This window comes from Halovivax limisalsi, from assembly GCF_023093535.1.
GTDB classification, from domain to species: Archaea; Halobacteriota; Halobacteria; order Halobacteriales; family Natrialbaceae; genus Halovivax; species Halovivax limisalsi.
The window spans coordinates 3191649-3204430 of the sequence record NZ_CP095757.1; the positions used below are offsets into that span (position 1 = coordinate 3191649).

Consider the following 12782-nt stretch of genomic DNA (forward strand, 5'->3'; position numbering starts at 1 on the left):
GCCGCCCCTCGGGGCGGTAAGACACTAAGGGGCGGGCCCGCCAAGTGAGGCCCATGACGACCAACGCGGAGCTCGCCGCCCGCTTCGAGGAGTTCGCGGACCTGCTCGAGGCCGACGACGTCGAGTACAAACCCCGCGCCTATCGCCGCGCGGCCGAGAACATCCTGGCCCACCCCGTCCCCATCGCGGAGGCGGTCGAGTCGGGCGACGAGGACGCCATCGACGACATCGAGGGCGTCGGCGACGCCATTTCTTCGAAGATAATCGAGTACGTCGAGACCGGCGAGATCGAAGAACTCGAAGAGTTGCGCGAGGAGCTGCCCGTCGACATGGCCGACCTCACCCGTATCGAGGGCGTCGGCCCGAAGACGGTCGGCACGCTCTACCGCGAACTCGGCATCGAGACGCTCGACGACCTCGAGGCGGCCGCCGAGGCCGGGGCAATCCGGGAGGTCAAGGGGTTCGGCGCGAAGACCGAACAGAACATCCTCGACAACCTCGAGTTCGCGCGGACGGTCGGCCAGCGCCACCTGGTGGGCGAGGCGCGGCCGCTCGCGGACGACGTGCTCGCCTACCTCCGGGACGTCGAAGAGGTCGAGCGGGCCACCGTGGGCGGCTCCATCCGTCGCTGGCGCGAGACGATCGGCGACGTCGACGTGCTGGCCGCGACCGAGGCGCCGGAGGCCGTCGTCGAGGCCCTCCTGGCGTGGGACTCCGTCGACGACGAGATCGAGTCCGGGCCGGCGAAGGCGAGCGTCCGCGTCGGCGAGATCCGGGTCGACCTGCGCGTCGTCGACCCGGCGGAGTTCGGCGCCGCGCTGCAGTACTTCACCGGCAGCAAGGACCACAACGTCCGCCTTCGCAACTACGCGATCGAGCGCGGGATGAAGCTCAACGAGTACGGCGCATTCGACGTCTCCGACCTCGCCGCGGCCGAAGACGACGACCCCACTCACGTCGGCGGCGGGCCGCGAGCGGGCGAGCGAGTGGCGGGCGAGACGGAGGAAGGAATGTACGCCGCGCTCGACCTGCCGTGGATCCCGCCGGAACTCCGCGAGGATCGCGGCGAGATCGACGCCGCGGCGGCGGGCGAGCTCCCGGATCTCGTCGAGGTCGAGGACATCCGCGGCGACCTCCACACCCACACCGAGTGGTCAGACGGCAACAACACCATCGAGGAGATGGTCGAGACGGCCGCCGACCGGGGCTACGACTACTACGCGGTCGCCGACCACGCCGAGGGCCCCGGCGTCGTCGGCGGCATGGGCCTCTCGGACGCGGAGATCCTCGAACAGGTCGAGGCGATCCGCGCCGTCGACGACGAGTCCGAGATCCGCGTCTACGCGGGCATCGAGGCCAATATCGACGCCGACGGTGCGGTCGACCTCGGGGACGAGGTGATCGACGCCCTCGACGTCGTCGTCGCCTCGCCCCACAGCGCGCTCGACCAGGATCCGGACAGCGCGGGCGAGCGCCTCGTCCGCGCGATCGAGAACCCGGCGGTCGACATCCTCGGCCATCCCAGCGGCCGGTTGCTGAACGAACGCGAGGGGCTCGCCATCGACGCGGGTGCGCTGGGCGAGGCGGCCGCGGCCAGCGACACCGCCCTCGAAGTGAACGCGAACCCGCGCCGGCTCGACCTCTGGGGGAGCGCCGTCCAGGCGGCGATCGACGAAGGGGCACCGATCGCGATCGACACTGACGCCCACCGACCCGCGACCCTCGAATACGTCCGCTGGGGCGTCCACACGGCTCGCCGGGGCTGGGCGGAACCCGGTGACGTCGTCAACACCTGGGAGCGATCCGATCTCGAGGCCTTCCTCCACTGAAACGAACGGACGATTCGTCCCGGGCCCGACGGAGGGTGCTGCGTTCGCCGTCCCGTTCGACCCATCGGAGATTTACCGGTTCCGCTCGAAGCCCGAACGTGCGACTGCTCGTCGACGTTATGTGCGGGCGGCTCGTCCCCTACCTCCGGATGTGCGGCCACGATACCGCCTACGCGGGCGATCGAGGCCTGGAAGCCGACGCGGACGTCCTCGCCGTCGCGGACGCCGAGGAGCGAACGGTCCTCACGCGCGACGTCGAACTCGCGTCTCGGGCCGCGTCGTCGATCCTGCTCGACGCCCGCGACGTGACGGGACAGCTCGAAGCGCTCGCGGCGGCCGGCGTCGACCTGACCCTTCCCGCAGCGCCGACCCGCTGTGGCGCGTGCAACGGACCGCTCGTCCCGGTCGATCCAGCTGACTCGACGCCCGAATACGCGCCTGACCCGAGCGACGAATCCACCTGGCGCTGTCGCGAGTGCGGGCAGCACTTCTGGCGGGGAAGTCACTGGGAGCGAGTTCGGCGGACGCTCGCGTCACTCGAACGGGACGTGAACGACGCGTAACCCGGCCGAACGAACGGAATCGTCGACGAAACGGTGACTACCACGGAATCGCGGGGAACGAAGGGCGAACACGGCGACGATGCGCGCGAACGGACCGACGTCACTCGATCGCCGGCCCCTCAGTCGGCGTCCATCTCGTCTTCGAGCATGGCCGCGAGCTCTTCGGGGTCGATCTCCTCCTCGACGAGCCGTCGGACCCAGTCGACGTTGATCGTGGTCGTGAACACGCGCGTACCGCCGTCGAAGAGCGTGACCTCGAGCCAGTCGACCATTTCGACGAGCGATTCGACGTCATCGACTCCCTTCTGCAATCCGCGACCCAGTTCGGCCATCGCCTTCTTCCGGTCGTCCCGAACGACGTCGGCGGTGACGACGAGGGTCTTCCCGTCGAGTTTGATCGACCGGATCTTCACGTGCTCGGTGAGATCGTTGAGGTCGTCGACGTCGATCCCCGGCACGTCGCCGCCGTCGCCTCCATCCCCGCCGTCGCCACCGCTTCCGCCATCGCCGCCGTCGCTCCCGTCGCCGCCGCGCGTCCGGACGTCCTCGGTCGGCTCCGCATCGCCATCGTCGTCGTTCATACAGCCGGCGAGCGCGATCGTGAGGGCGGTACCACTTCCCAGGATGACGGATCGTCGATCCATATGGATCGCGACCCCCTCCCGCCAGTTTACTAAGGAGCCCCTGTTCCGGCAGCCGACGATCACACTCGCTTCCTACCAGCACCCAGGTGCTCCTTACGGCCGCCGGAGACCGGGTGGAACGCCGCCGCGGCGCCGCCACCGGCCCGTGCCGCCGTCGCGTTCACAGCAGTCGCAGTAGGGGCTCGTTGCCCGCTGGCTCGCACGACGGTCTCGTCCCGGATTCCTCCGTGCATCGCGGCCTCGACAGACCCGAGTCTGGCCGAGACGTCATCTCGACCGTATCGACGCGGGAGCAACTGAAATCCGCCGACGTGGGCGACGCCCATCGCGGACCGTCGCCGGGCTGCGGGAGGCGGCTGCTCAGTAGACGGCGCCGTCGTCGAAGCGACCGCGGTAGCGACGGTTCCCCGGGTGCGTCGGTACGCGGTCGGGGCGCAAGAGGCGTTTCGCCTTCGTCCAGGTGTTCTCCCACCCGAGGTGGGCGAGTTCGGTCATCGTCGTCGCCACCCGTGCGGCGCCCCGCTGGTGCGTGACGGTTCGCGGCCCGCCGGTTCTGAGAGCGTCGGACAGCGATTCCGGCCCGTCGACGGCCTCGAACGCGGTCCAGGCAGCCCCGACCGTTCGTCCGATGTGGGCGTACGAGGAGGCGAATCCGGGCAGGTCGAGGCGGTCGGCCAGCCGACTGGCGCGTCGGTTGTGAAACGGCAGATGTTTCGGGTTGAACAGCTCGATCCCGTCGATCGCGTGGTGATAGGTTCGTAGCTCAGACTCTCCGAGGCTTACCGTCGCGAACGTGGGATGCGGAACGAGGATGACGGCGTTCTGGCGCACGCACTCGTCGACCGCCGTCGAGAGCGAGATGAAATCCGGGATCGGCGAGTCGAGATCGAGCGCGAGCACGTGCTTTCGGTTCGCCCACGACCCGGTGAATATCTCCCGCGCGGGGATCACGTCGAGATCGTCGTCGGCGTACTCGCTCGCGGTGCGTTCGATTCGGTCCAGCGGCGTGAAGTGGGGCGCGTACACCAGCGCGTTGAGTCCGACGCGCTTTGCCCGGCTGACGACCGCCTCGTCCAGGACTTTCACGTGGAGGTCGACGCGATACTCCTCGGACACACTCACTCGTTCTCGCGTACCGGACGTTATCGTTTCCGATTCTGTCGGCCCGGCGCGACCGATCACCCGCGGAGTGGCCCGATGAACCGCTCTCGGACATTCGACGGGACACGTTCGGCGGTATGACACACGGACGCCCTCGCCGCTCGAAACGGGCGAAAGTTCCAATAGGACCGCCCGTAAATCAACGCTCGAATGGTCTGGGAGTGCGGGATCGCGGGCTGTGGCTCGCGCTTCGACACCGTCGAAGACGCGATCGTCCACCAGGCGAGCGACCACGAGCGCCGCGAGTGCAAGGTCTGCGGGTCCGTCGTCCCGGACGGCTACCTGGCGATCTACCACGCCTTCACCGAACACAGCCGCGCCGAGTACGTCCGCGCCTACGGCGCCGACTCCTCCGACGTCCGGTGTCGCGAATCGCTCCTCGACGAGATCGCGGACGTCGTCGATCAGGAAGCGCTCTCGGACCGCCTCGACGGCTGACCCGCCCGACGGTCCCGTCCCCTCGACCGCGAGTATTCCGAGCGCACCGACACAGGCTCCGCAGACGTGTACCTCCACGTCTCGAATATGGGCGTAATGGAAATAGGCGCGGCATCGAAGTGGTACGTATTAGTGATAGATACAGGAATTAGAATACGATGGCATATAGGAGAGAGGCGATCTTGTCCGCGACGGCTGCTGCCGTCGCCAGCGTTGGCGGCTGCGTTCAAGAGCCAGCCGATTCTACGCCCGGAAAACGGTCGACGGAGGAGATCCAAACGACGTTCGAGACAGGAGTGGACACAGCTATAGAAACAGCCGACGACCCGATCGTCTCGTTCAAAGCGGGCGAAATCGTCGTGATCGGAACCTACGCGATCGGTAACTACTGCTACAACCCGACCCTGGCTGAGCCAGCATACGACGAGGCCGCGGACCGGTTGGAGATCAGAGTCACCCGAGAGCACGTCGGGAGTACCGAGTGTGAAGATATCAACCAGGAAATTTCATATCGTGCCGTCGTTACCTTCGATGGCCAACCGCCGGAGACCGTTCACGTGATAGAAAACGACGGGGGCGAAACGACCCGAAGCCGACCGCACTGAGTCGAGCGCACACCTGCGTTCGAAGCGTCTATCGGATCCGCGCCGTTATCGCACCAGTTCTATCCGTTAGGCCTGGCTGCCTGTGAAACGTGTGCCAGATCCTCAGCGCTCGTCACTGTCTGCTCACGGCGCGACGCGCCGTTCGCATGGTCCGACGAACTATCGTTCGTCGCTATATTCAGCGCGGCAGTGCCACGCTGACTGCTTGACGAGCGCGTCGGCGCTCGTCACTGGGCTCGCGGGCGTTGCGAGGCGGTTTCACCGCCTCGACGGTCGCGGCGCGTAGCGCCGCGCACTCCCCGCTCGCAATCCCCGACGAGCGGTTCACTCCGTTCACCGCTCGTCACTGTCCAACACGCGGATCTGGTCGCCTCGCACCGTCACGGGGATCGGGACCGTCGCCTCGTAGAGTTCGACCGTCACCTGGTCCTTGCCCTCGTCGATGCGCTGGACCTGGGCCTTCTCGCCCTTGAACGGGCCGGCGATGAGTTCGACGATGTCGCCCTCGGCGATCCCTTCGACGTCCGGTTTCGGCGAGAGGAAGTGTTCGACTTCGGAGATGTCAGACTTGCCGGGGACGATGCTCCGGGCGTGGGGAATGTCCTCGAGGACGCGTTCGAGGACGGCGTTGCCCTCGGCTTCGACCATCACGTACGAGGTCAGGGAGTCCGGCGCGAGCGCGGCGTGGACTTCCTCCTCCTCGCGGTTGATGATCATGTCCGCGACGGTCTGCTCCTGGCTCGCCGTCGTCTTCACGGCGTAGATGCCCATCAGATGCCACCGGTCAGCAGACCCATGGTCACCCCGATGATGAAGCCGAGCATTCCCACGAGGAGGACGCCGGCGCCGGCGATCTTCGAAACCTGGTAGAACTCCTCTTTCGTCGGCGTCGTCGCCATCTTCAGCACGCGGACGTACGACGTGAGATCGTAGGGTACGTTCATAGCTGGATCAACAACGTGGACGCTCTTTTATCTGTCTTTCCGTCGGCCGATCGACGCATCGTCGGCCCAGACCGTTGCACCTGACTGCCGGTCCATCAAGCGTCTCGCTCTCGAAGCGGGTCCATGGCTCAAGACGATACCGACCGCGCGGACGAACTCGAAGCCGAACGAGCGGCCGAGATCGAAGACGAACTCGAACGCGTCGGGCGCGATCCGGACGAAGTCGACGCCGACGACGAGGCGGTCGGCACCCAGAGCGCGCCGCGACGGGACGAGGAAGATAGCGAGAACGAAGCGGAGTAGCGCTCTTCATCGCCTCCCGATCGGTGAACACGTCGGCGGAGCCGCTCGAATGCGAACCGGGACCTCGATCTGTCGATTACGCGGCGTCCGTCACGCTGGAACCCTCGAAGCGACATTACCATCGGGAGCCGTCCCAGTTTCCCAGGATTCCTGGTGAACTGGGTCGCCGAAAGCGGGGCTGCTAATACCGTTCCAGTCCTCCTGAGCTATGAGGTCGTCCAGCGGTGGAACGATCGAAGAATCCCACGACGATTCGTGAGCCAGCGTCATATTCGGGTCAGTCAGCTCCGCATCCCACGATTCCTCGTGTACTGGCGCGGCAAACGACGGAAGCAAGTCCGGGCTCCAGCCGTCCTCGTGGACCAGATCGTCGAATGGCCCGAGGAGATCGGGAAACCAATCCTCGCCGAAGACCAGATTTCCGTATCGGCTCACGGTCACGGCTTCACGCTCCTCGATGCGGGTACCGTCATCAAGTTCGGCCAAGACGCGAAGCAGGAATTCACCGTGCCCGTTGTAGATGTGAGAGCGACTGATCAGCGTGGTTCCGGGGACCGATTCGCCGAGTTCGTGACCAATTCCGTCGATCGTCTCGCTACGAGCGAGTGACCCGTCCCCGAACACGATCCACCACGTGTCGACGGCCTCAATCTGCTCGTCCGGTACGGTAATGTCGATGAACGTCGCATCTCCGACGGTTGGTTCTGACTGTCGAATCGAGACGCTTAGCGAAAATTCGACGGGTTCTTCGTCCTGGTTACTGTCCGAAAATACCTGTTGACCGGCACCTGTACCGGTGAGCCAGAGGCCAGCGAAACCCCCTAGGATTCGGCGACGGCGATTGGACACATCGCTCCTCATTTATCGTAGTAGATCCGCGTCCGGTCAAACCAATGATTTCTGGAATGACCGTCCACTGACGAGGGATTATAGAAAACCATACCAACGCCTCCACCATCAGCAAGGCCCGGATTAGAATCGATTAAGTCCTCATTCTCATTGTAGCGAGTCCACTCATGTTCCATCGATTCACGGAACTCCGGACGAACATGGACGTCGCCTTCCGACTCGAACACCGTGCACCGAAACTGAAACCACTCACCATTTTGATTTGGGGTGTTTCGCATCTGAATCTTTTTGACGGTCGTGCCATCTCCATTGGTTTCCTTATATAAACCAATTCGATCGGCAGTGGAGTTGTCAAGGAAACGCATCGAATCGACAGCATAGAAGTTATGTTCGTCTTGCCACCTAAACGCCATCCCGAACGAGCCATAATTTCCACAATATGCGTGTGTTTCCAACTGCGCTTCGGCCGGTGAGTCGTCGATTGACTGCTTGAGGATGGCCATGTTTTTCGCGGAATGGTTTCGTTGTCCATCGACGAAGAGTGATCGATCGCCTTCGAACGCCCGTGTCTCGCTCTGGTGGAAGTGTTCCGATTGGCCAACCCATTTCCAGTCGCTAAATCCCATAGCCACAATTTAGAGTGCTTCGTTATATAAATTACTTTTTAGAATTTCATATAGTAACATATTTCAGTTTGTGGTAAATACCTCCATTAATGATTAACTCTCGCGATCGGTTTCTAGCAGTCGCCATTGCAATTCTTTTGGCGATGACACCGGTGGCTGGACCGGTGATAGCTGGCGAGTTAGGGAATTCGTACGATATCGGAATCAGTCCCAACAAGCCGGATATTGACCATAACAACACCTCGCCGATTGGGATGGAGGGGCGGCTGGACGACAATCGATCAACGCCGTTGGACCCCACGTGGCAATTCGACGGGGCAGACGGAGCGATCGAATCCTCGCCGACGATCGTGAACGGAACTGTGTACGTCGGCTCGAGTGACGGGTCGGTCTACGCCGTCGATTTCGAGACTGGAACCAAGCTGTGGGAGTTCGACGAACCGGACGGAGCGATCACCGGTTCGCCGACCGTCGACAACGGGGTGGTCTACGTGGGCTCTCACGACGAGACGCTGTACGCCATCGACGCGGCTACCGGTGAGCAGCGCTGGGCATTCGATCGACCCTCGAACTGGATCTACGGGTCGCCGACGGTCGTCGGTGGGACCGTCTACGTTGGCGCACTCGATAGTACCGTGTATGCGGTCGATACGGCGAGCGGAACCCTCGAATGGCGTTTCTCGGGTGATCGACACAGCTCCGATGGAGAACCGATGGGTCCCGTCGCTTCGTCTGTGACAGTCGTCAATCGCACCGTCTACGTGAGTTCGCTCGACGGGTCGCTCTATGCACTCGATGCCTGGAACGGAAAGGAACAGTGGGAATTCGAGGACCCCGAGGGAGAACTGTTCTCCTCGCCGACAGTCGCCAACGAGACCGTCTTCGTCGGTTCGCACGACGAGTCATTGTACGCCGTAGACGCCGAAACCGGCGAAAAGCGGTGGTCGTTCTACCAGCCCGACGGTGCAATCCCGTCGACACCGACTGTGGACGACGGGGTCGTCTACGTCGGATCAGCCGACAGGAACCTCTACGCTGTGGACGCCGAAACCGGGGTGATCCGGTGGGCGTTTAGCGAACTCCCGTTCGAAGGCCCCGAGGGCGGAATCAGTTCATCGCCGACGGTTGCGGGAGACACCGTCTACATCGGAGCGGACGACGGTATCGTGTACGCCGTCGACGAGACGACCGGTGACGAGATAGCCCGGTTCGACGCTGCCGACGAGGCCGTTCGCTCGTCGCCGACGGTCGTCGACGGAACCCTGGTCGTCGGTAGCGACGACGGGAATCTCACGGCGTTCGACACGGGCGGGTCGGCGGACAGCGACGGGTCACGCGTCGAGCACGGCACCCTCGGCCACGTTCATCCGTGTCCGGACCTCGAACTGGCGGACTCGAACGACGACTGTATCCCGGACGTCGTGGCGTCGGCGGACCTGCACATGCCCGAGGACGGGTCCGACGTAGCCGGCGACCCGATCGAGCTGGATCCGACGGTGCGGGATTCGAGCGGGGATGGGATCCACGATCACGTGCTCCTCGACATCGAGTGGGAGGTCACCGAGGCGGGCAACGAGACGCACGTCGACGCCGCGGTCACCGACGCGATCGCTCACCCGTCCCGGATCGACTCGACGGGCGACGGACTCACCGATTACGAGCAACTCGTCGGCTGGAAGATCGCGTACACGTCATCGCTCAACGACACGGTGGGCTTCTTCGAGGCCGTCAGCGACGCCGAGGACCTCGGCGCCGTCTCCCGAGCGTCGGAAACCTACATGACCCATGAGTGGGTGACGACCGATCCTCTCCGGAACGATACGTCGGGTGACGGTCTCTCCGACAGGGAGGAACAGGCCCTCGGGACCGACCCGCGATCGAACGATACGACGGGCGACGGGTCGCCGGACGTCGAGGCCGGTACGGCCGAGTACGATCCGACGCTCTTCGAGGTGAGCCCGCCGCTGATCGAGGTCGACGACACCTCATTCGAGCCGGACAACGTCTCCGCCTCCTACCAAATCGACGTCACCGTCGAGGACCCGACCGGCATCGAGGCCGTCGAGATTCGCCGCGACGGGGACCTGGAGGCCAGCTTCGAAGACCCCGGAACGACGGCTGACCTCGAGACGACCCTCGAACTCGGCCCGGTCGACGCGGTCACGGACCTGTTCACCGGTGCAACGATCACCGTTGAGGCTGCGGATTACCACGGGAACGAAGTCTCGGCGGTCGCGCGCGAACAGAATGACGTCTTCGGCGACGTCTCCCACCGGCTGAGCGAGCACGGCCTGACGACGCCCGAGATCGAGCGACACCTCGGCACGATGTCTGGGGCCTCGACCGGCCTCGGCGAGACGATCGATCTGCTCCGATTGCTGTACCACGACCCCCTCGGTCTGATTCCGTCGATCAGGGAGGTCGTCGACGCCATCGAAAACTACGACGAGATTATCGAGGCCCTCCCGGAGCAGGTCCACCAGCAGCAGGAACTGAACAACCCGCACGATTCGGAGGCACAGCCGGAGCTCTACCAGGCCTACCGGGAGGGCTGGTACGCCGGCTACGTCACGTGGTTCGTGTTCGAAGCGGTCGTCCCGGCTGGCGAGGCGGCGAAGGCGGTCAAGAGCGTCGATCGACTCGACTCCGCGCTCGATCGGCTCAGTCCCTCGGAGATTCAGCGCGCGGCGAAGTACGCCTCCAGATCGGATCACACGCGGACGTCCGTGCTTCGTCACTCGCGCTATCAGATTTCGCAGAGAATCACCTCCGGACTCGGCGTGGGCCAGCACATTGGCGAGCAAATACTCGGTCCAGTGCGGTCGAGCGGTCGGCAAGTGCAGGTTGCCGACCGGTTACGACGCTCGGACATCGATAGCGATCAGCTCGAATCGCTCTCGGCAGCAGAGCGCGAGGGCATCGGCTCGTATCTCGCCCGCGGTGGCGACGAATCCGCACTCAAACGTGCACTCGACGTTGGCTGTCCAAGCAGCGCATCAACTTCGAGACCGAGCATCACGTCACGGCGATGCACGATCCCGGACGAGTGGTACACCGACGGGGCTGGGATCCGGCTGATTGAGGAACTCAACGACGACTCGCTACAGGCGGTCCTGGACCTCGACGTCGATCGTGCCGCGGAGTTGCGATCGGCGTTCCCGCGCAAGCACGCCGATGGATATGCCACAGCGGACGAGATCGGAGCGTTCGCCCGTCACGTCAACGAGATATCTGACATCGATGGGATCAACAGCGGTCCCGTGAAGGACTTTATCACTGCGAACTCGAGAGGTAACGTCGATGGAGCACTCCGTGAGGTTGCGGTTGCAGCCGATATCGGTGCAGACTCCATCGAACGAATGAATATCCAGGTGGGACCGAAAGGGGTTGATGGTGAATTGGACATCAAACTCAAATCCGGTCAGGTCGTAGAAACGAAACCGAATTTTGGAAGGAAACCATCGTCAACGTTTAACGAGATTAAGAAGAAACTCACGGCCATGAAAAAACACGATCCGACGGAACTCGACGGGAACACGTTAACTATCCGAGCAGCGGAGGTCAACAACGTCGACGACGTGCAACGGATAGTTGACTCGTGGGAAAAAACCGTACGAGAAAGCGGCGAGTGGAACAACGCGGCCATCGATCTCCGCGTTATTGACGACAGCATAGGGGAAGTCGTTGCAGACTGAACGTTTAGAAGTAGAGTATGAAGGATTTCATCGAAATTGCGTACGTGTTCGAGGAGCAACTAACAGTTGACGCGCTCGAAACCCTCTTCGAATCTCTCGCATCGCATCCGTATAGCAGTTCGGCGGCCAGCTCGCTAGACATCGTGTGCTGGGTCGAAACAGGAGGTATGGAGAAACAAGTCGGAACGTCAATGGATGCGGCACGAGCCTGCAGAAAAGGATACGCGGCAAGTGTCACAATCGAGTTTGGTTCATTCGAACTAAGTATCGGTCCAGATCACGAGGACGAGTGCCTCTCGAATGTCCCTCACATTGTGTTTAGCGAGCACGTTCACCCGTTCAGAGTTCCCTCGACGGAGGACGTGGATCAGGGGTTTCATCGACGACGATTTCAGTTCGTGTCGGTGCTGGCGTATGCCGCAGAATTACTTGACCCTAACTGGGGATTTGGCCGCTGGGGAAACCTGGCTGTGGATTCGGACTCGACAGTGCGAGAACTGGCGACATCCAATGCACCACCCCTCTATGAATACAACGTGTTCGACTCCCAGACCGTCGAAACGATCGGCCGCGATCGCGTACTATCGGCGCCCGCGTGGTTCGTAGAGGAACTCGATTCCGGCGGCGTCTTCCTCGCCGTCCGAGAGCCGCCGAAACAGTGCAACTCCAGCCTAGCGCCCTGTGTCGAGGTTGCAGACCATCTCGGCATCCCGATCGCGAGAACGGAACGTACTACGGAATATCGAGAACGAATGGGGTCCACTTAGGAGAGGGTTGGCACCCGGGGAATCACCGAGTAACGAGAGGGTTCACAAGTGCCGTCCGATACGCGGACGACAGTGCGGACGTGATGGTGGAACCCGGTAACGGCGACTACGTCCTGGGCGTCACCCGGAATGGGCAGACCGAATACGTCGACGTGAAAACTGCGGGGGCAAGGCGAAATAGTGGTTCGTAAAATCAGCACAGCGGGAAGCAGAACATACACGTCCGAATGAGTCTCACGTCGAAGATGTCGTCGGGAACGACGTCGGGTTTTCCCCACCAATCCAGCGAGTCTCACGGGAAGCGAGTGCACTGGTCGCACTCGCCCGAACGCACGATATCGACGTCCGCGTCGACAGC

General features: G+C 63.1%; 13 protein-coding genes. 7 read left to right on the plus strand and 6 right to left on the minus strand.

Translation table 11 applies throughout. The features are described 5' to 3' along the window. Positions 1-53: 53 nt before the first annotated feature. Both polX and MXA07_RS14955 read left to right on the plus strand, forming a co-directional pair. Entirely contained in the window at positions 54-1829 is a 1776-nt protein-coding gene (gene polX / locus MXA07_RS14950; protein ID WP_247729393.1) for a DNA polymerase/3'-5' exonuclease PolX, read from the plus strand. A gap of 98 nt (positions 1830-1927) precedes the next feature. Further along, complete coding sequence (locus MXA07_RS14955) at positions 1928-2392, plus strand: DUF5615 family PIN-like protein (RefSeq protein ID WP_247729394.1); 465 nt, start codon at positions 1928-1930, stop codon at positions 2390-2392. A 119-nt stretch (positions 2393-2511) separates the two neighbouring features. Here MXA07_RS14955 and MXA07_RS14960 read toward each other — a convergent pair whose 3' ends face one another. Next, positions 2512-3036, minus strand: a complete 525-nt coding sequence (locus MXA07_RS14960; RefSeq protein ID WP_247729395.1) for a hypothetical protein — start codon at positions 3034-3036, stop codon at positions 2512-2514. A gap of 360 nt (positions 3037-3396) precedes the next feature. After that, a complete protein-coding gene (locus MXA07_RS14965; protein WP_247729396.1) occupies positions 3397-4158 on the minus strand; it encodes a PHP-associated domain-containing protein in 762 nt (253 codons plus the stop codon). 189 nt (positions 4159-4347) lie between these two features. On the opposite strand from MXA07_RS14965, the gene MXA07_RS14970 reads away from it, so the two are divergent. Both MXA07_RS14970 and MXA07_RS14975 read left to right on the plus strand, forming a co-directional pair. Continuing rightward, the gene (locus MXA07_RS14970; RefSeq protein ID WP_247729397.1) at positions 4348-4635 is read left to right on the plus strand and encodes a DUF7565 family protein; all 288 of its coding nucleotides are present in this window, start codon (positions 4348-4350) and stop codon (positions 4633-4635) included. Between the two features lie 158 nt (positions 4636-4793). After that, positions 4794-5240, plus strand: a complete 447-nt coding sequence (locus MXA07_RS14975; RefSeq protein ID WP_247729398.1) for a hypothetical protein — start codon at positions 4794-4796, stop codon at positions 5238-5240. A gap of 333 nt (positions 5241-5573) precedes the next feature. On the opposite strand, the gene MXA07_RS14980 is transcribed toward MXA07_RS14975, so the two are convergent. Both MXA07_RS14980 and MXA07_RS14985 read right to left on the minus strand, forming a co-directional pair. Next, positions 5574-6011 carry a transcription elongation factor Spt5 gene (locus MXA07_RS14980; protein WP_247729399.1) on the minus strand — a complete coding sequence of 146 codons (438 nt, stop codon included), beginning with the start codon at positions 6009-6011 and terminating at the stop codon, positions 5574-5576. Further along, positions 6011-6184 carry a protein translocase SEC61 complex subunit gamma gene (locus MXA07_RS14985; RefSeq protein WP_247729400.1) on the minus strand — a complete coding sequence of 58 codons (174 nt, stop codon included), beginning with the start codon at positions 6182-6184 and terminating at the stop codon, positions 6011-6013. The genes MXA07_RS14980 and MXA07_RS14985 overlap by 1 nt, the downstream gene beginning before the upstream one ends. Positions 6185-6307: 123 nt before the next feature. On the opposite strand from MXA07_RS14985, the gene MXA07_RS14990 reads away from it, so the two are divergent. Beyond that, positions 6308-6487: a hypothetical protein gene (locus tag MXA07_RS14990; protein ID WP_247729401.1), complete on the plus strand. Its 180-nt coding sequence runs from the start codon at positions 6308-6310 to the stop codon at positions 6485-6487. Positions 6488-6577: 90 nt separating this feature from the next. Here the strand turns inward: MXA07_RS14990 and MXA07_RS14995 are convergent, their stop codons facing one another. Together MXA07_RS14995 and MXA07_RS15000 are read right to left on the minus strand one after the other, a co-directional pair. Further along, complete coding sequence (locus tag MXA07_RS14995) at positions 6578-7348, minus strand: hypothetical protein (protein WP_247729402.1); 771 nt, start codon at positions 7346-7348, stop codon at positions 6578-6580. Continuing rightward, positions 7345-7962, minus strand: a complete 618-nt coding sequence (locus tag MXA07_RS15000) for a hypothetical protein (RefSeq protein WP_247729403.1) — start codon at positions 7960-7962, stop codon at positions 7345-7347. The genes MXA07_RS14995 and MXA07_RS15000 overlap by 4 nt, the downstream gene beginning before the upstream one ends. 254 nt (positions 7963-8216) lie before the next feature. Between MXA07_RS15000 and MXA07_RS15005 the strand changes: the two genes are divergently transcribed. Further along, on the plus strand, positions 8217-11657 hold the full coding sequence (locus MXA07_RS15005; protein WP_247729404.1) for an outer membrane protein assembly factor BamB family protein: 3441 nt from the start codon (positions 8217-8219) through the stop codon (positions 11655-11657). A 17-nt stretch (positions 11658-11674) separates the two neighbouring features. Beyond that, on the plus strand, positions 11675-12424 hold the full coding sequence (locus MXA07_RS15010; protein ID WP_247729405.1) for a hypothetical protein: 750 nt from the start codon (positions 11675-11677) through the stop codon (positions 12422-12424). Positions 12425-12782: the final 358 nt, after the last annotated feature.

Coding starts and splice junctions, on each gene's coding strand:
- polX (WP_247729393.1), top strand. CDS start 54: ATGACGACCAACGCGGAGCTCGCCGCCCGCTTCGAGGAGTTCGCGGAC.
- MXA07_RS14960 (WP_247729395.1), bottom strand. CDS start 3,036: ATGGATCGACGATCCGTCATCCTGGGAAGTGGTACCGCCCTCACGATC.
- MXA07_RS14970 (WP_247729397.1), top strand. CDS start 4,348: ATGGTCTGGGAGTGCGGGATCGCGGGCTGTGGCTCGCGCTTCGACACC.
- MXA07_RS14975 (WP_247729398.1), top strand. CDS start 4,794: ATGGCATATAGGAGAGAGGCGATCTTGTCCGCGACGGCTGCTGCCGTC.
- MXA07_RS14980 (WP_247729399.1), bottom strand. CDS start 6,011: ATGGGCATCTACGCCGTGAAGACGACGGCGAGCCAGGAGCAGACCGTC.
- MXA07_RS14985 (WP_247729400.1), bottom strand. CDS start 6,184: ATGAACGTACCCTACGATCTCACGTCGTACGTCCGCGTGCTGAAGATG.
- MXA07_RS14990 (WP_247729401.1), top strand. CDS start 6,308: ATGGCTCAAGACGATACCGACCGCGCGGACGAACTCGAAGCCGAACGA.
- MXA07_RS14995 (WP_247729402.1), bottom strand. CDS start 7,348: ATGAGGAGCGATGTGTCCAATCGCCGTCGCCGAATCCTAGGGGGTTTC.
- MXA07_RS15000 (WP_247729403.1), bottom strand. CDS start 7,962: ATGGGATTTAGCGACTGGAAATGGGTTGGCCAATCGGAACACTTCCAC.
- MXA07_RS15005 (WP_247729404.1), top strand. CDS start 8,217: ATGGAGGGGCGGCTGGACGACAATCGATCAACGCCGTTGGACCCCACG.
- MXA07_RS15010 (WP_247729405.1), top strand. CDS start 11,675: ATGAAGGATTTCATCGAAATTGCGTACGTGTTCGAGGAGCAACTAACA.